The 16,215-nt window shown below is 62.8% G+C and carries 17 protein-coding genes and 1 riboswitch; of the genes, 6 read left to right on the forward strand and 11 right to left on the reverse strand.

All coding sequences use genetic code 11. The annotated features are described in order from the left end of the window. Position 1 precedes the first annotated feature (1 nt). The 8 genes from Q1A91_RS10985 to Q1A91_RS11020 all read right to left on the reverse strand — a co-directional run bounded on the left by Q1A91_RS10985 (position 2) and on the right by Q1A91_RS11020 (position 8,017). Positions 2-631, reverse strand: coding sequence for a precorrin-8X methylmutase (locus tag Q1A91_RS10985; protein WP_299876723.1), 630 nt, complete (start codon positions 629-631; stop codon positions 2-4). Further along, entirely contained in the window at positions 632-1,756 is a 1,125-nt protein-coding gene (locus tag Q1A91_RS10990; RefSeq protein WP_299876725.1) for a precorrin-3B synthase, read from the reverse strand. Beyond that, positions 1,753-4,995: a cobaltochelatase subunit CobN gene (gene cobN, locus Q1A91_RS10995; RefSeq protein WP_299877733.1), complete on the reverse strand. Its 3,243-nt coding sequence runs from the start codon at positions 4,993-4,995 to the stop codon at positions 1,753-1,755. Before cobN ends, Q1A91_RS10990 begins: the two co-directional genes overlap by 4 nt. A gap of 4 nt (positions 4,996-4,999) precedes the next feature. Continuing rightward, positions 5,000-6,034, reverse strand: coding sequence for a cobalamin biosynthesis protein CobW (gene cobW / locus Q1A91_RS11000; protein WP_299876727.1), 1,035 nt, complete (start codon positions 6,032-6,034; stop codon positions 5,000-5,002). Beyond that, on the reverse strand, positions 6,031-6,405 hold the full coding sequence (locus Q1A91_RS11005; RefSeq protein WP_299876729.1) for a DUF1636 domain-containing protein: 375 nt from the start codon (positions 6,403-6,405) through the stop codon (positions 6,031-6,033). The genes cobW and Q1A91_RS11005 overlap by 4 nt, the downstream gene beginning before the upstream one ends. Next, on the reverse strand, positions 6,402-6,917 hold the full coding sequence (locus Q1A91_RS11010; RefSeq protein ID WP_299876732.1) for a hypothetical protein: 516 nt from the start codon (positions 6,915-6,917) through the stop codon (positions 6,402-6,404). Before Q1A91_RS11010 ends, Q1A91_RS11005 begins: the two co-directional genes overlap by 4 nt. Positions 6,918-6,928: 11 nt before the next feature. Further along, the gene (locus Q1A91_RS11015) at positions 6,929-7,627 is read right to left on the reverse strand and encodes a CbtA family protein (protein WP_299876734.1); all 699 of its coding nucleotides are present in this window, start codon (positions 7,625-7,627) and stop codon (positions 6,929-6,931) included. Positions 7,628-7,846: 219 nt separating this feature from the next. After that, positions 7,847-8,017, reverse strand: a complete 171-nt coding sequence (locus Q1A91_RS11020) for a CbtB-domain containing protein (protein ID WP_299876737.1) — start codon at positions 8,015-8,017, stop codon at positions 7,847-7,849. A gap of 34 nt (positions 8,018-8,051) precedes the next feature. Then, positions 8,052-8,275: riboswitch (cobalamin riboswitch) on the reverse strand. A 141-nt stretch (positions 8,276-8,416) separates the two neighbouring features. On the opposite strand from Q1A91_RS11020, the gene Q1A91_RS11025 reads away from it, so the two are divergent. Then, positions 8,417-9,331 (forward strand): DMT family transporter, encoded by a 915-nt coding sequence (locus tag Q1A91_RS11025; RefSeq protein ID WP_299876740.1) that lies wholly within the window; start codon positions 8,417-8,419, stop codon positions 9,329-9,331. On the opposite strand, the gene Q1A91_RS11030 is transcribed toward Q1A91_RS11025, so the two are convergent. After that, complete coding sequence (locus tag Q1A91_RS11030) at positions 9,319-10,359, reverse strand: GlxA family transcriptional regulator (RefSeq protein ID WP_299876743.1); 1,041 nt, start codon at positions 10,357-10,359, stop codon at positions 9,319-9,321. The genes Q1A91_RS11025 and Q1A91_RS11030 overlap by 13 nt on opposite strands. Positions 10,360-10,412: 53 nt before the next feature. Here Q1A91_RS11030 and Q1A91_RS11035 point away from each other — a divergent pair, with 53 nt between their 5' ends. From Q1A91_RS11035 to Q1A91_RS11045, 3 genes are all read left to right on the forward strand, one after another. Then, a complete protein-coding gene (locus Q1A91_RS11035; protein ID WP_299876746.1) occupies positions 10,413-10,661 on the forward strand; it encodes a DUF1272 domain-containing protein in 249 nt (82 codons plus the stop codon). A gap of 20 nt (positions 10,662-10,681) precedes the next feature. Continuing rightward, the gene (locus Q1A91_RS11040) at positions 10,682-11,293 is read left to right on the forward strand and encodes a DJ-1/PfpI family protein (RefSeq protein ID WP_299876749.1); all 612 of its coding nucleotides are present in this window, start codon (positions 10,682-10,684) and stop codon (positions 11,291-11,293) included. Between the two features lie 101 nt (positions 11,294-11,394). Next, entirely contained in the window at positions 11,395-12,504 is a 1,110-nt protein-coding gene (locus Q1A91_RS11045) for a Fic/DOC family N-terminal domain-containing protein (protein ID WP_299876752.1), read from the forward strand. A 6-nt stretch (positions 12,505-12,510) separates the two neighbouring features. Here the strand turns inward: Q1A91_RS11045 and pncB are convergent, their stop codons facing one another. Next, positions 12,511-13,803, reverse strand: coding sequence for a nicotinate phosphoribosyltransferase (pncB, locus tag Q1A91_RS11050; RefSeq protein WP_299876756.1), 1,293 nt, complete (start codon positions 13,801-13,803; stop codon positions 12,511-12,513). Between the two features lie 98 nt (positions 13,804-13,901). Here pncB and Q1A91_RS11055 point away from each other — a divergent pair, with 98 nt between their 5' ends. Beyond that, complete coding sequence (locus Q1A91_RS11055; RefSeq protein ID WP_299876758.1) at positions 13,902-14,546, forward strand: hypothetical protein; 645 nt, start codon at positions 13,902-13,904, stop codon at positions 14,544-14,546. Here the strand turns inward: Q1A91_RS11055 and pncA are convergent. Next, positions 14,543-15,136 (reverse strand): bifunctional nicotinamidase/pyrazinamidase, encoded by a 594-nt coding sequence (gene pncA, locus Q1A91_RS11060; RefSeq protein ID WP_299876761.1) that lies wholly within the window; start codon positions 15,134-15,136, stop codon positions 14,543-14,545. The genes Q1A91_RS11055 and pncA overlap by 4 nt on opposite strands. Before the next feature lie 130 nt (positions 15,137-15,266). On the opposite strand from pncA, the gene Q1A91_RS11065 reads away from it, so the two are divergent. Continuing rightward, positions 15,267-16,157, forward strand: coding sequence for a rhodanese-related sulfurtransferase (locus Q1A91_RS11065; protein ID WP_299876764.1), 891 nt, complete (start codon positions 15,267-15,269; stop codon positions 16,155-16,157). Positions 16,158-16,215: the final 58 nt, after the last annotated feature.

Here is a 16,215-nt window from a genome sequence, read left to right on the forward strand (position 1 = left end):
GTCATTCAACCCTGCTCGCCAGCGCATTCACCGCCGCCACCGTGATGGCCGATCCGCCCAGCCGCCCCTGCACGATCATCGACGGCACAGGCAGATCCTGCATCAGCGCATCCTTGCTCTCCGCCGCCCCAATGAACCCAACAGGACACCCGATAATCGCCGCCGGGCGCGGGCAATCGGGGTCTTCCAGCATGTTCAGCAAATGAAACAAAGCCGTCGGCGCGTTGCCAATCGCCACCAAGGCACCCGCCAGATGGGGCCGCCACAACTCCAGCGCCGCCGCCGAGCGTGTGTTCGCCATCTGAGCCGCCATCCCCGGCACGCGGGGGTCACGCAGGGTGCAGATCACCTCATTCTCGCGCGGCAGCCGTTTGCGGGTGATCCCCTCGCTCACCATATAGGCGTCGCACAGGATTGGCGCGCCGTCCTCCAATGCCGCCCTTGCCGCAATCGCCATGCCGTCAGAGAACCGCACATGCTCCTCCAACCCCACCATGCCCGCCGCATGGATCATCCGCACAGCGACGATCTCTTCTTCCGGTGTGAACCGCGCCAGCGCGGCCTCAGATCGGATCGTGGCAAAGGACTGGCGGTAGATCTCCGCGCCATCGGTAATGTAGGTATGGGGCATTCAGAGGGCCTTGATAATGTCTTGAGGGGACGTGATGCGCAGGTCCGGCGTATCGCCCGCCTTGCCGTTATGAACAAGGGCGAAGCCGTCTTTGGTCGCCGTGACGGTGCGGGTGGCTTGAGGATGCGCGCAGCCTTTCGCACAGCCTGAGACGTGGAGCATTTGCCCCTGCGCCACATGCGGCGCAAGGCTGCGCGCAAGCGGGCGCGTTTCAGCGAGGCCTTGGGTGCAATCAGGTGCCCCGGTGCAGGCCACCACCCACAGCAGCGGATCGTCCGGATCGGTGATCAAACCGTCCACGCCGGGAATGTCCCGCGCGTTCTCGACCAGCAGCATGCGCCAGGGGGTCATGCGCAATCCGCCATGTTTCGCGATCCCCGACAAGGTCTCAACACGCATCTGTCCAAAGGCGAGGCCGACCATAATGCCTTGAGGCGTCGGCCCCGGCACCGGAACATACGCCTGCGTATTGCGCGGCACGATAAACCCAGCTGGAAGTGCCGCACCGGAGCGCAGCAACTTTGACATCCGCTTGTGCGACCCGCGTTGCTGCACAAACCAATCCGCCAGGGCAATCGCTTCGGTCACAGCGGTACCCGAAGTCACAAGCTTGCCCGTCTCAGCGCCATCCGCCACCAGTATCAAGCCGCCGCCCGCATCCCGCTCCAGCCGAATGTCCGCCGACGCGCCCTGCAAAACAGGTACGCGCCCCGTGTCCACAGCAAAGCCAAACTTCACCGGCAGGTCCGGCGCATCCACCGCCACCAGCGCATCGGTCAGTTCCGCCATCAGCGTTTCGGTCTCATCCCCGGCACGCCAGAACGGTGTCACCAGAACATTGCGCCGTCCCTCAGCCTCCACGCTGTCATCAAGCAAACCCAGACCGCGCAATCCCTCGATCAGCGGCGCCAAGGTATCTTCCCGCACACCCCGGATCTGCACATTCCCCCGGCTTGACAGATCAATCCGCCCGTTCCCGTGCGCCGCCGCCAGCGTGGCAATCCCGTCCGCCTGCGCACGCCTCAGCCGCCCGCCAAAAGGGCGCACCCGCACCACCAAACCATCGCCCGACATCATCGGGCGCAGCGCTCCGGGGCAGTACCCTTTGACCAACGGCGCGTTCATTCCGCTGCCGCCATCTGGGACAATATCGAATTGCGCCGCGTCACCCAAAGCCCCGCATCGCGGACCGCCGCAAACCGGTCCCGCATTGCGGCCAGCGCTTCGGGGTTCTCCCGCTCCATGAACGCCACCAGATCGGCCCGGCCCAGTGTCGCGTCGAAATAGAGGTCAAACAGATGCCCCGGCACGTCCCGTGTCAGATGCGCAAAGGCCGCAAGATTATCCAGCGTCGCCGCCACCTCTGCCGCCCCTCGGAACCCGTGCCGCATCATGCCACTGGCCCAATCGGGGTTGGCTGCACGCCCCCGCACCACACGGGCGATCTCCTCCGCCATCGACCGCGCCCGTGGCCGGTCCGGTGTGGCGCTGTCGATATGGTAAAGCGCCGGTGTCGCCGCTCCCAGATGCGCCATCGCAGCGGCAAAACCGCCCTCGTGGCTGGCATAATCCGAGGACAGCAAAACATCGCTTTCCATCAGGTCCTGCACATGGGCAAAGCCATCGGTCTGCCCCAGCCGCGCTTCCAGCGCCGCGCGGTCCTGATGCACCTCACCCTTCGCATCAATCGCCCATTCCGAGGCGCGCAACCACGCCTCCCCCGCCGCCGCACGCCCTGCGTCAGAGTAATCCAGCATCGCGGCTTCCATGTTCATCCCATAAAGCCCCGGCTTGGGCCCAAAGACACGCGGTGTCCGGGTCTTGTAGGGGTTCATGTCCGCCGCTTCTTCCCGTTCAGCCAGCGCCGCCGCACCCGTCTCAAACAGTTGCGCCAATCCGGGGAAGACATCGCGGAACAGGCCCGACACCCGCAGCGTCACATCGATGCGCGGGCGGTTCAACAGCGTCAGCGGCACCACCTCCACGCCCGACACCCGTTCGCTGCCTTCATCCCAGATCGGGGCCAACCCCGCCAGATGCAGCGCCATGGCGATCTCTTCACCCGCCGTGCGCATCGTGGCCGACCCCCAAAGGTCCACCACCAGCCCGCGCGGATAATCCCCTTCGTCCTGCAAATGCCGCCGGATCAATTCCTCCGCCAGCTTCACGCCCTGCGCATGGGCAGAGCGGGTCGGAACGCTGCGCGGATCAACGGCAAAGAGGTTCCGCCCCGTCGGCAGCACATCCGTCCGCCCGCGATAGGGCGACCCGCTTGGCCCCGCGTCCACCCGCTTGCCCTCCAGCGCACGCAGCAGCCCGTCCATCTCCCCCGCACCCGCGCCGAAGATGTGCAAGCCATCGCCATACTGGCTTTCCTTGATGTCGCAGACAAAGCGGTCAATCCGGGTGATCGCCTCCGCCGGGCAGGCATCGGGCGTCAGGCCCAGATCGTCCTCCACGCCCGCCGCTTGCGCCTCATCGCGGATCGTCTCGATCAGCCGATCCCGCCGCGCCGGGTCCAGCCCGTCAGCAGTGGAGTATTCATCCAGCAGCCGTTCCAGCCGCACCAACCCGTCCGGCGTTGCGCCCTCTTTCAACGGCGGCGGCAGATGGCCGAGTGTCAGCGCGCCGATGCGCCGTTTTGCCTGCGCCGCTTCACCCGGATCGTTGACAATGAACGGATAGATCACCGGCATCGCACCCGTGAGCACCTCGGGCCAGCAATCGCCAGACAAGGCAACCGCCTTGCCCGGCAGCCATTCCAGCGTCCCATGCGCGCCAATATGCACCATCGCGTCGATGCCCTGCGCCCGCAGCCACAGGTAAAACGCGACATAGGAATGACGGGGGATGCGGGCCAGATCGTGATAGTCGGTGTCGCGCGCATCAATGCTGCCACGCTCGGGTTGCAGGGTTACCAGTGCTTTTCCATACGCTACCGTAGGGAATTGAAACGCGCCTTCCACGCACAGCGGATCGTCCTCCGCTGCACCCCATGCGGTGTGCAGATCGTCCTGCATGTCCTGCGGCAACCTGCGCAGCATGTCGTGGTACGCCGCCAGATCAAACGGCACGGTCTGAGACGCCAGCGCTCCGGCCAGACCCTCGGCCTTGCTCACATCATATCCTGCTGCGCCAAGAGCCTCCAACATCCCTTCCGCCGAAGCCAACGCATCCAGCCCCACCGCATGGGCCATCTGATCCGCACGCCCCGGATAGGTGGACAGCACCAAAGCCAGCGACCGTTCCGCCACTGGCGTCTGACCCAGCGCGTACCATCCCTCGACCCGGTCAATCACGGCCTCAACCCGGTCCGCCGCCGGACGGTGCGAAAAGCGGGAGAATTGCAGGTCGGGGTCTTTCTTCTCCGGCGCTTTGAAACTCACCACACCGGTAAAAATCCGCCCGTCCACCTCCGGCAGCACCACGTGCATAGCGAGGTCCGCAGGCGACAATCCCCGCTCCGCTTCGGCCCATTCGCGGCGCCGCGCGGTGGACAGTGCCACCTGAAAAACCGGACAGCCCGGCGCATCCAGAGGCGACACCCCATCGCCCCCGCGCCCCGAAAACGCCGTGGCATTGATGATCGCAGCAGGCTTGAGATGGGCGAGTGCTTCGTTCAGAAACGCACGGCCCGCTTCGGCTTTCAGTGAGGGCACGAACAGACCCACAGCCGCAAACCCACGCGCCCGCAACCGCCGGATCAAGGCATCCACGGGTGCGGTATCAGCCGCCGTCAAATAGCTCCGGTAAAACGTCACCGCCACGCATGGCCCGTCCGCTCCCGCATCCAACATCACGCCCTTGTCAGGGTCATAATACCCACAGGTCGGCACTGTCTTCATGCCCGTCACCGGCCCTGCATAAAACCCCGCCGCCAAGGCAAGCTGCGCCAAAGCCGCCTGAGCGGCCACCGCGCCGCCCGCATCACACAAATGCGACAACCGCCGCAGCGTGGACACCGGCAAGGTCGAATGCTGATCCAACGCCGGGTCTTCGCGCCCATCCGCCGGCAGAACTGCCAAAGCAATGTCATGCCGCCGTGCGAAATCCTGCACCTGCATGATCCCGTAAGGCCAGTAATTCTCGCCGCCAATGAGCCGGATCAGAATGCCTTTCGCACCCGTCAGCGTCTGCTCAACATAGTTGTCCACCGACGCCGGATGCCTGAGCGCCACCAGATTGCACAACCGCAACGACGGCAGCTTGCCCTCCTTGCCGCCACCGCGATGCCAGCCCGCCGCGAAAGCGCCCAGATCACTGTCAGAGAACGACAGCACCACCAGATCAGCGGGCGTTTGCCCCGGATCAAACGGTGCCTCGTTATCCTCCAGCCCGTGGCTTTCGCGAAAGACGACGTGCATCTGCTCAGGCCCCCAAAGCGACCCGGATTGCGGCGGTGTCGATGTGATCATGCTCCGCAATCACCACCAGATGCCCCTGACGCGGGGTATCGCCCCACGGCCGGTCAAACTGATGCCGCACCCGCGCGCCAACCGCCTGCACCAGCAGGCGCATGGGCTTGCCCGTCACGGCGACATAGCCTTTGACCCGCAGGATATGCTGCTCCCGCGCCATGGTCTCAATCGCCGCAACCAAAGCGTCCACGTCATCCACCTCCGGCATCGGCACCACAATCGTCTCGAAATCATCATGCTCGTGATCGTCATGGCCGTCATGATGCGAGGGCCGCGCGTCCAGATCATCCTCCGCTGCTGCATTCAGCCCCAGCACCACATTCACATCAATCACCCCTTCGGACATCGGCAGGATCGGCACCGACCGGGGGCTTTCCGCCTCAATCACGCCGCGCGCCCTCACCAATCCTTCTTCCCCGGCAAGATCGGCCTTGGACATCAACACAATATCCGCGCAGGAAATCTGATCCTCGAACACCTCAGACAGCGGCGTCTCGTGGTCCAGACTCTCATCCGCCTTGCGCTGCTCATCGACCGCATGTTCATCCGCGGCAAAGCGCCCCGCGGCGACAGCCTCCGCATCGGCAAGCGCAATCACCCCATCCACAGTGATCTTGGACCGGATCGCGGGCCAGTCAAACGCCTTCAACAATGGCTTGGGCAGTGCCAACCCCGAGGTCTCGATCAGGATATGATCAGGCCGCGTCGGCAGATCCATCAGCGCTTCAATCGTCGGGATGAAATCATCCGCCACCGTGCAACAGATGCAGCCATTGGCCAGTTCCACAATATTCTCCGCCGGGCAATCCGGGATCGCGCAGGATTTGAGGATGTCCCCATCCACCCCCACAGTCCCAAACTCATTGACCAACACAGCCAGCTTGCGCCCGCCTGCATTGCTCATCAAATGCCGGATCAGCGTGGTTTTGCCCGCGCCCAGAAAACCGGTGATGACCGTGACGGGGATTTTGCTCAGATCGTTCATGCCGCAGGCTCCTTGGGCAAAGTGAAAGGGGGGATACGCGCAAGGCTCTGCTTGCGGAAGATCACAGGGCGCTCGCGCCATGTGACAAGACCATCGTCGGTGGCGGCGTAGGCCGCCGCACCTTGCAGGATGTCAGGCACATCGTCAGCGCTCAGCCGGCCATAAACATAGGTCCATTTGCCCGGCTCGGACAAAGCGACCGCCGCACCCTGCTTGCAGGCGGACAGACACTCGACACCGACAATCTCGACACCCTCCGGTGCCCCTGCTGCGGTCAATGCGCGGTGCAGACGGGCACCGGGGCGCTGGCTGTCATCCTCGTGCACCTCATCCGCCTTGCAGGTGGTGCAAACATACAAAGTTGTGCTCATTCGACGACCACCTTGGTACTGGCTTCAACCAGCACGCCATCCACGGACAGGGGCTGGTGATTGTTGCTGTTCAGTGTGACCGCGACCGTGTGCGCGCCCTTGGGCAGCGCGTCAATGTGATACCACGCCCCATAAAGCCGCCCCAGTTTTTCACCATTCACATAGACATGTGCATGACCCTCTCCGGGGACATCCGCGCCACTGGCGTTCTGCGGGGAGAAGGCGAAATTTTCGACCATCACATGCAGATTGTAGCCGGCCATGGGATCGGCGCTGACCATGATGGCAAGCGTCGGCGCTGGCACGCCTGTGACCTCCAACGGCGTGTCGTGCATCATGGCATGATCCCCGTTGCCATGGCCCATCGCGGCGTGATCCATGCCCGCGCCATGCTGCGCGGGATCGCTGTGATCGTGGCCGTCAAAGGTCACGCCATTGGCAGCGGCAAGGGCAAACCCGATGCCGCCCCCGAAAACAAGGCCGATGATGAAGAGCCCGAGTGTCCGGTCCATCGCTCAGCCCCTCACGCCTTGGCGGCGGCGGCTTCATGCACACCTTCACGCTGCCAGAAATACCCGGCAAACATGCCCAGCAGCACCCAGGCCGCCAGCCCGACGCCCAGCGCGCGCGCGGCATAAAGGGCTGCAATCTCGGTCGGGACAGGGCCGGTGAAGGTGTCCGGCTCCGGTGCGCCAATCACATGCGGTGCGGCCAGCAGGATCGCGGCAATGCCCCAGGCCATCCAGTTCTGACCAAAGGCGACCAGCCACATCGCAACAGCCGCCGTGCCCACGGTGGCAAACCACCAGATCTGCCGCGCGCCCACGTCTGCGGCGGCCACACCGGGCACTTCGGGGGCAAGGGTAAATCCGGGGGCCAGATGGAAGGCGACAAAACCCGCCACGCCCCAGACGATGCCTGTGCGCGCGTTGATCTGCGCGCCGCGCTCCTCTGCCAGCCCCATGGCGGCAACCATCATCAGCGCGTAGCCGGTGTAGATCAGCATGGTGAACACAATCGACAAACCGTCGCGGACAGCATCAAAACCGGGCAACTCGGGATGGGCAGACACAGGCTCTGCGCCAAAATGCACCAGCTCCCCGCCTTCATACAATTCCGCATGCAGCAGCACCGGTTGGACAAACACATATTGCAGCAATGCGGCAATCACCCCGGCGCAGGCGCCGGCAAACAGGGCAGAAATCAGAAAACGAGAGGTCATTGTCTATCTCCTCGCATGGCCCGCGCAGAAAGCGTCCGGGCCGATCAAATGTGAAACACCGCCACAACAAGGCGCGCCACCGGGGTCCGGCAGCGCGTGAAAGGCGGAAGATGATGATGTAGGGCGCTCTGGGGGATGGTATCAGTGGCGCAGGATGCGCCGATGCCGAAGGCTGCCTATGCTGACAGCGCCCCCCTCACCCGCAGAAATTCCAGGCCGTTAGTGGCAGGGAAATCCCGTGGCGTGACGCACATCATGTGCCGCATCATGCAGCGCTGCTGCCTGAACGTGCCCGGTCAGGGAGATCACCGCCACACCCAGAATCGCTGCAAACAGAGCGGGGGCAAAGCGGCTGCGCGACAGTGCGCGTGTCTTGGTCAGTGTTGTCATCTTTGGTCTCCTCACCGTCACACCCGACGGCATTGTACAGTTTCAGGCGCCTGGCAGGTCTCCTGGCTCACGGGTCGATGCCTTTGCCCGCCTTCCCTGACCGCGTGTGGTCAAGTGGCAATTTGGGCGCAGGCTCTCCGCTTACAGTCGCGGGGGCGGCTTCCGATTGGGGCCTTGCGGCCTGCACGAAATTCCCTGTTAGGTTCCACACCCCAAAGCCGGGGCGCTGATGGGAACACCAAGCCCCGACTTTGTCGCACTTTGCCCTGCGCAGCACAAGGTTGATTTGCGACGCAGTGCGGGCTGGAAACGCGCTATCGCTGGCCTAGTTTGCCATTTCCGTGCATAGATCAATGACAGGCCGATCATCCGACCGGGCCTTCCCCATCCGGAGCGCAGATGCCCTTCAGCCCAACGACCCTGGCGATTCTCTATCTGTTGCTGGCAATTACCCTCTTTGATGGCATGGGCCTGATCATCAAACACCTTACCCCCCGATATGGCGCGGCTGAACTGTCTGCCTACCGCAATGTCGTGGGCCTCATCCCCAGTTTCATCGTGCTCTGGCGCTCAGCCGACTGGCACGCAAAGGGCCGCCAACTTGGGATGCGCCAATGGCGTCTGGGGCTGGCGCGCGGAGTGGTGCTGACCTTCGCGCAGTATTTCTTCTATCTCTCGCTGGGCATCCTCAGCTTTGCCACAGCGGCCACGATCACCTACGCCAACGCGCTGTTCATGGTCGCCCTCGCCGTGCCGCTTCTGGGTGAAAAGGTGGGCCGCGTGCGCTGGATGGCGGTGCTGGTAGGCTTTGTCGGCGTGATCCTCGTGACCGGACCGGGGCGCGATACCTTCACGCCTGCCGCCCTGCTGCCGCTGGTGGCCGCGTTCTGCTACGCGCTCATTGGCGTCACCTCCCGCCTGATTGACAGCGATGTGCCCACGGCGCTGATCAACCTCTATTCCTCCGCCGTCGCCGCCCTTGGCGCGCTGATCCTCACCCTTGCGACCACCGGTTTCTCGCCCATCACCGCCCCCACTGACCTTTTTTGGATCGCGGCCATGGGCACGCTGGGGGGCTGCGCGGTGCTGGTGCTGATCACCGCCTTCCGCATGGCTGAACAAAGCGATCTGGCGCCGTTCAACTATTTCGGCATTCCCATCGCCTTTGTGCTGGGCTGGGTGTTCTTTGATGAGGCCCCCTGGAATGAACTGTTCCCCGGTGCGCTGCTGATCATCGCAGGCGGGTTGCTCATCATCTGGCGGGAGCGGCGGCTCAAGGCCGCAGCGCGGAGCGCGGGCGTTCAGGAGACCTGAAACTGCTTGCGGTACGCCGAGGGGGTGGTGTTGATGTTGCGCAAAAAGGCCCGCCGCATCCGCTCGTCGTCCAGAAACCCGCAAGCGGCAGCGACCGATTTGATGGGCTGATCCGTCGTCGCCAGCAGTTCCCGCGCCGCATCCACCCGCAGCACTTCGACCGCCTTTGCCGGGGGAACGCCCATCGTCTCCGTGTACCGCCTTGAGAAATTGCGCGGGCTCATCCCGCATTCCCGCGCCATGTCCTCGACCGAAATGCGCGCCTGCATGTTGTCCGCGATCCAGTCATGCAGGGCGCCAAACCGCTCCCCGGTGTCGCGCGTCTGCCGGTCCAGCGCCCCGCTGAACTGCGACTGCCCGCCGGAGCGGACCATTGGCGTGACCAGCGACCGCGCCATCTCCATCGCCGCCGCCTTGCCCAGATCCTCTTCGATGATCGCCAGCGCCATGTCGATGCCCGCCGTGATCCCGGCAGAGGTCCAGTATTTCCCGTCCTTGATGTAGATCGGATCAACCTCCACATCGACCGCCGGATAGGTCTCCGCCAGATGATCGCAATCCTCCCAATGGGTCACGGCCCGCCGCCCGTCCAGCAGCCCCGCCTCTGCCAGGATCAACGCGCCCGAGCATACCGAACACACCCGTTTCGCGCGCCGCGCCAGATGGCGCAGCAGATCCACAAACGCCGGGTTCCCCGATGCAGGCCCGGCGCCATCGCCGCCAATGACAATCAGCGTATGGATCGGCCGGTGCCGGTGCACCGTCTGCCAATCGCCCAGCGGGTCGCTGTCGATCTCCACAATCGTGTTGGTTTTGGTGCGTCCTCCCGCAAAGGACGCCACAAAGGTCTGATACGGCGGGCCATCGGGGGCATTCCACTGCGCTTGGGTGAACACCTGCAACGGCCCGACAAGGTCCAGCAACACGATGTTTGGGTAAACCACAAACAGCACATTCTTCTTGTCTGCCGCCTCCTGCGGTTTCCCGGTCGAGGCATTGGCGTAAAAAGAGGGTATCTTGTCATTCATGCCACAGCCATAGCAGCTATGGTGCCTTCAACGCCAGTCACAAAGGAAAACCGATGCTGATCCTCAAACCCAATTGCGAATGCTGTGATGTCGATTTGCCGCCCGACAGCACCGCGGCGCGCAGCTGCTCTTTTGAATGCACCTTCTGCAAAGACTGCGCAGAAACACGCTTCGACAACACCTGCCCCAACTGCGGCGGAGAGCTGATCCGCCGCCCCATCCGGCCTGCCGCGATGCTTGCCAAATTCCCCGCCTCGACCGAGCGCTTTACCAAAGCGCACGCCGCCTGCGCTGACCTCTGATCCCCCGTTAGGACACCCTCATGAAAACCCTCGCCGCCCTCGTCTTCCCCGGCTTTGAAACGCTCGACTACTTCGGCCCCATCGAAATGCTGGGCGGATATGGGCAGGAAACGCAGCTATTCACCGTCGCCCGGACCCTTGATCCCGTCACCAGCGTGCACGGCCAGCGGATCCTCCCCGACCGCGCCATTTCAGAGACGGACCACTACGACCTGCTGCTCATCCCCGGCGGCGACACCGCGCTGGAAGCCGCAAAGGACCCCGCCCTGATGGATTGGATCCGCACCGTCAGCGCCAACGCCGAACGGGTGATGGCGGTCTGCACCGGCACGGTCCTTCTGGGCATGACCGGCGTCCTCGATGGTCGCCGGGCGACGACAAACAAGATGGATTTCACCGCCACCGTCCCGCTCGCCCCCAACGTCGATTGGGTCAAGGAAGCGCGCTGGGTGGTGGACGGCAAATTCTACACCTCCTCCGGCGTCTCCGCTGGCATGGACATGGCGCTGGCCGTGATGGCCGACCTCTTCGGGATGGAGATGGCCGACCGGATCGCACGCGGCACCGAATATGAATGGCACAAGGAAGCGGGGCGCGATCCCTTTGCGAAAATGGCGGGGTTGGTGGGCTAAAGCGACCAGCTTTCTCAAAAACGTGTTGTAATTTTACGATTTTTGTAACACGTTTTCATAACGTGTCGCAAAAGCCTGATAATTGAATCACGTTGGTCCCCATGCTCAAATGCACCTACGACATTCCTGATCTGCCCCTCGATCAGGAGATCGAAACCAAACCGGTCCTCAAAGCATGCCTGACCGCAACAAGGGCCCTCTCCAGCCTCCGGCGCGAAGCAGCCCGTGTGCCCAATCAAGCCATCCTGATCGACACGCTTACACTTCAGGAAGCCCAAGCCTCGTCAGAGATAGAAAGCTACGTCACAACGCAGGACGAATTGTTTCGAATTGACCCAAGGAAGATTCAGGCGCTCTCCCCAAATCAAAAGGAGGTCGCCCGTTACAGGGCGTCCCTTTCGGTTGGGCATCAGGGTCTGGTCACGTCCGACGGACTGCTGACAGCCAACACGATCATCGCCATTTTCAAAGAACTCAAACAGGTCGACGGCAGCTTTCGATCAGGGCCCGGAACCGTCCTGAAAAACGAGACCACACAAGACGTGGTTTATGTCCCGCCACAATCCACTGTCGATATAGAAAGACACATGTCGGCGCTGGAGAAATTCATAAACACACCGGCGCTCAGCGACTGGGACCCCCTGATAAAAATGGCTGTCATCCATCATCAATTCGAGAGCATTCACCCCTTTCCCGATGGCAACGGCAGGATTGGACGTATCCTGAACGTCCTCTATCTTGTTCAGCAGGGGCTGCTGGACATTCCGATCCTCTACCTCAGCCGTTACATCACCCAAAGCAAGTCAGACTATTACCGCCTGCTCCAGCAGGTCCGGGACACCCAGACGTGGGAGGAATGGCTGCTCTATATGATCAACGGAGTCACCGCGACCGCAGATGAGACGACCAAACTGCTACAAGGCATTAACGCGCTCCTGATCGAATACAAACAAAACCTGCGTCGCGAACACGCCAAGATCTACTCGCATGAGCTGCTCAACACCCTGTTCCGCCATCCCTACACAAAGCTGGACTATGTGATTTCCGAAACCGGCGTCGGGCGACAGACCGCTGCCCGACATCTGGATTCTTTGGCACGGGGTGGTCTGGTCGACAAAATCAAGATTGGACGGGAAAACTACTACATCAACACGCGACTGGTTGATCTGTTCTCCAACCGTCCCGATATGGTGGTTCAGTCACAGGACTAGCCCCCCTCAAACCACCACTTCCTCTGCCACCTGTTCCCCCACACCAAACACCCGCTTGTACCGCGTGATCTGATCCTCCGGCCCCATCGCCTTCCGGGGATTATCCGACAGTTTCACCGTCGCACGGCCATTCGCCTCTACCGCTTTGCACACCAGGGAGAACGGCGCCAAAGCATCCTCCGGCACCAGCCCGCGGAAATCATTGGTCAGCAGCGTGCCCCACCCGAAGGAGGTCTTCACCTTTCCCGCAAAAGCCTCATGCAGGTCGCGGATCTTGTTCACGTCCAGCCCGTCGCTGAAGATCACGCGCTTTTCCGTCGGGTCCTCTCCCCGCGCCCGCCACCAGTCGATGGCGATGTTCGCCGCTGTGGCCGGATCGCCTGAATCCACCCGGATGCCCGTCCACCCGGCCAGCCAATCAGGCGCATTGTCCAGAAACCCCTTGGTGCCATAGGTATCCGGCAGGATGATCCGCAGATTGCCTTCATGTTCCTCGTGCCAGTCCTCCAACACGTCATAGGGCGCCTGCGCCAAAGCCGCGTCATCCTCCGCCAAGGCCGCATAGACCATCGGCAGTTCATGGGCGTTGGTGCCAATCGCCTCCACCTCGCGGTTCATCGCGATCTTGCAATTGGAGGTGCCGGTAAACCCGCCGCGCAGGCCTTCGTTCATCGCCTGCACGCACCAGTCCTGCCATAAAAACGAATGCCGCCGCCGGGTGCCGAAATCCGCAATCGACAGGTCCGGCAAATCGCGCAGCGCTTCAACCTTCTCCCAGACCCGCGTCATCGCGCGCGCATAGAGCACCTGCAATTCGAACTTGCCCATCCGGTCCAGCACCGCGCGGCCGCGCAGCTCCATCAGGATGGCCAGTGCAGGGATCTCCCACAGCATGACTTCATGCCACTTGCCCTCGAACGTCAGCTCATACTGATCGCCCTTCCGCTCTAGATGGTAGGGCGGCAGGCGCAGGCCTTCGAACCACTCCATGAAATCGGGCCGGAACATCTGCCGCTTGCCATAGAACGTGTTCCCCCGCAGCCAGGTCGATTCCCCCCGGCTGAGGCTGAGCGAGCGCACATGATCCAGCTGCTCGCGCAATTCGCCCTCATCAATCAACTTCGCCAGGGGCACATGGGTGGAGCGGTTGATCAGGCTGAAGGTCACCTGCGTGTCCGGCTTGTTGCGAAAAATAGACTGACACATCAACAGCTTATAGAAATCCGTGTCGATCAGAGACCGCACAATCGGGTCGATCTTCCACTTGTGGTTCCAGACGCGGGCGGCGATATCGACCATGGGGCATTCCTTAATTCAGCCGCACCCTTGTGGCAAAGACTGGCCCACCGGGGCAAGACCAAAGCGCAGCACGGCCCTGACGCGCAAAAGGAAGCCGAATGACCGATTATGATGTGCTTGTGGTATTGGGCTGCGGTTTGGCGTTTTTGGGATATGTGACCTGCCTTGTCTGGGCGCGCTGGGTCACACTGGGCGGCACGGTTGTATTGGCAGGCTGGCTCTGGTCCGGCACACCGCCCACTGCGGAAACAGCGCTTTACTGGGTCGGCGCGCTGGTGCTCGTCCTTGCCGCACTCTGGTGCGCGCGCCCGTTCTGGACCACCCGGCCCGCTTCCTCAACATCCGCCGCCAAATCCAACCCCAACCGCATCGTCGTGGATGGCACCAATGTCATGTACTGGGACGGCAGCCCCTCCCTGCACAGCCTGCGCCTTGCAGTGGACGCCCTCGTCAAACGCAAGCTGGAGCCGATCGTCTTTCTCGATGCCTCAACCCGGCATCACCTGAACGACAAAGACCTCAACGCCAAAGGGTTCGCCCGCGCGCTGGGCCTGAAGGCGCATCAAATCACCATCTGTCCCGCCGGGACCGAAGCGGATGAATTCCTGATCAAATACGCCCGCACCGAAGGCCTGCCCATCGTCTCCAACGACCGCTTCGGCGACCGCGCGAAGCAGGCCAAGGGCGTCAAACGGATCAGGGGAGTCGTCGCGAACGGCAAAGTGGTGTTTGAAGGCTTCTAAACCAACCCAACCCCCGCTTCCCCCATCCGCACCTTCGCCGCATCCAGCGACCCATCCATATCAATCGCCCGGCACAGATCCTGCCGCACGTCCACGCCAAAGCCCAGCCGGGCCGCGTCCACCGCCGAATACTGCACACAGAAATCCAGCGCCAATCCCACGCAGGTCAGCCGCGTGATGCCCCGCGTGCGCAGATATCCCTCCAACCCCGTCGGCGTCTGGTGATCATTCTCGAAAAACGCCGAATAGCTGTCGATGGCGGGCCGGTATCCCTTGCGGATGATCAGATCCGCCCGGTCCGCCTCCAGCCCGGCGTGGAACGCCGCCCCCTGCGTGCCCTGCACACAATGATCCGGCCACAGCACCTGCGGCCCGTAAGGCATCTCGATCAGATCATAGGGGCTGTGTCCCGTATGGGACGCGGCAAAGGACGCATGCCCCGCCGGGTGCCAATCCTGCGTCAGGATCACCGCATCGGCGTCCGCCATCAGCGCGTTGATCCCCGCTACAATCTCATCCCCGCCCGGCACCGCCAACGCGCCGCCGGGACAGAAATCATTCTGCACATCAATTACGATCAACGCCTGCATCGCCAGTCTCCTTCAAAGGGGCGCACCCGGCCCCGGCTTCATTTGGCCAGTAAACTCAAATCCGCCGCTGACCGCAAACGCGAAAGCCCCCTCTTGCGCACCCGGCCTCCGCCATCCTATGTCGCCTTCCATGTATACCATCGCTGCCCTCTACCACTTCACCCGTTTCGACGATCCCATCGCGCTCAAACCGCCGTTGCTGGACCTGTGCCAGCAACAGGGCGTCAAAGGCACGCTGCTCTTGGCGCAGGAAGGCGTGAACGGCACCATCGCAGGCAGCCGCAGCGGCATTGACGCCGTGATCGCGCACCTGCGCGCCCTGCCCGGCTGCGCCGCCCTCGAATGGAAGGAGGCCACGTCCGACACCCCGCCCTTCCACCGCATGAAAGTCCGCCTCAAGCGCGAAATCGTCACCATGGGCCAGCCCGATGTCGACCCGCTTGCAGGCACCGGCCACTACGTCGCCCCCGCGGACTGGAACGATCTGATCGCCCGGCCCGATGTGGCCGTGATCGACACCCGCAACGATTACGAGGTCGAAATCGGCACCTTCGACGGCGCCATCGACCCGCATACCGCCAGCTTCGGTGAGTTTCCCGCGTGGTGGGAGGCGAACAAGGACCGCTTCCACAACAAGAAGATCGCCATGTTCTGCACCGGTGGCATCCGGTGTGAGAAATCCACCAACTACCTGCTCGGTCAGGGGGTGGAGGATGTCTTCCACCTCAAGGGCGGCATCCTGAAGTACCTCGAAGAGGTGCCAAAGGAAGACAGCACATGGCAGGGCGATTGTTTCGTCTTCGACGCCCGCGTCAGCGTCGGCCACGGGCTGCGCGAAGGCCCGCACCTCTTGTGCCACGGCTGCCGCCAGCCGATCCTGCCAGAGGATATGGACCTCCCCGAGTATGAGCAGGGCGTGTCCTGCCACAAGTGTTTTGAACGCACGTCGGATGAAGACAAGGCGCGGTTCCGCGAGCGGCAGAAGCAGATCAGGCTGGCGGCGGAACGCGGAGAGGTTTGAAGGCTGACGCCAATGAACCGCTGCCCGTTTTGCGGCATTCGATTTGCAATGCAGTGGA

The organism is uncultured Sulfitobacter sp. (assembly GCF_947500075.1).
GTDB lineage: Bacteria > Pseudomonadota > Alphaproteobacteria > Rhodobacterales > Rhodobacteraceae > Sulfitobacter.

What these genes read in the sequence shown, in the direction of transcription:
- Q1A91_RS11025 (WP_299876740.1), top strand. Translation starts at nt 8,417, where the DNA reads ATGCCCTTCAGCCCAACGACCCTGGCGATTCTCTATCTGTTGCTGGCA.
- cobW (WP_299876727.1), bottom strand. Translation starts at nt 6,034, where the DNA reads ATGAACGATCTGAGCAAAATCCCCGTCACGGTCATCACCGGTTTTCTG.
- Q1A91_RS11065 (WP_299876764.1), top strand. Translation starts at nt 15,267, where the DNA reads ATGTATACCATCGCTGCCCTCTACCACTTCACCCGTTTCGACGATCCC.
- Q1A91_RS11055 (WP_299876758.1), top strand. Translation starts at nt 13,902, where the DNA reads ATGACCGATTATGATGTGCTTGTGGTATTGGGCTGCGGTTTGGCGTTT.
- cobN (WP_299877733.1), bottom strand. Translation starts at nt 4,995, where the DNA reads ATGCACGTCGTCTTTCGCGAAAGCCACGGGCTGGAGGATAACGAGGCA.
- Q1A91_RS11005 (WP_299876729.1), bottom strand. Translation starts at nt 6,405, where the DNA reads ATGAGCACAACTTTGTATGTTTGCACCACCTGCAAGGCGGATGAGGTG.
- pncB (WP_299876756.1), bottom strand. Translation starts at nt 13,803, where the DNA reads ATGGTCGATATCGCCGCCCGCGTCTGGAACCACAAGTGGAAGATCGAC.
- Q1A91_RS10990 (WP_299876725.1), bottom strand. Translation starts at nt 1,756, where the DNA reads ATGAACGCGCCGTTGGTCAAAGGGTACTGCCCCGGAGCGCTGCGCCCG.
- Q1A91_RS11010 (WP_299876732.1), bottom strand. Translation starts at nt 6,917, where the DNA reads ATGGACCGGACACTCGGGCTCTTCATCATCGGCCTTGTTTTCGGGGGC.
- Q1A91_RS11020 (WP_299876737.1), bottom strand. Translation starts at nt 8,017, where the DNA reads ATGACAACACTGACCAAGACACGCGCACTGTCGCGCAGCCGCTTTGCC.
- pncA (WP_299876761.1), bottom strand. Translation starts at nt 15,136, where the DNA reads ATGCAGGCGTTGATCGTAATTGATGTGCAGAATGATTTCTGTCCCGGC.
- Q1A91_RS11035 (WP_299876746.1), top strand. Translation starts at nt 10,413, where the DNA reads ATGCTGATCCTCAAACCCAATTGCGAATGCTGTGATGTCGATTTGCCG.
- Q1A91_RS11030 (WP_299876743.1), bottom strand. Translation starts at nt 10,359, where the DNA reads ATGAATGACAAGATACCCTCTTTTTACGCCAATGCCTCGACCGGGAAA.
- Q1A91_RS11040 (WP_299876749.1), top strand. Translation starts at nt 10,682, where the DNA reads ATGAAAACCCTCGCCGCCCTCGTCTTCCCCGGCTTTGAAACGCTCGAC.
- Q1A91_RS11045 (WP_299876752.1), top strand. Translation starts at nt 11,395, where the DNA reads ATGCTCAAATGCACCTACGACATTCCTGATCTGCCCCTCGATCAGGAG.
- Q1A91_RS11015 (WP_299876734.1), bottom strand. Translation starts at nt 7,627, where the DNA reads ATGACCTCTCGTTTTCTGATTTCTGCCCTGTTTGCCGGCGCCTGCGCC.
- Q1A91_RS10985 (WP_299876723.1), bottom strand. Translation starts at nt 631, where the DNA reads ATGCCCCATACCTACATTACCGATGGCGCGGAGATCTACCGCCAGTCC.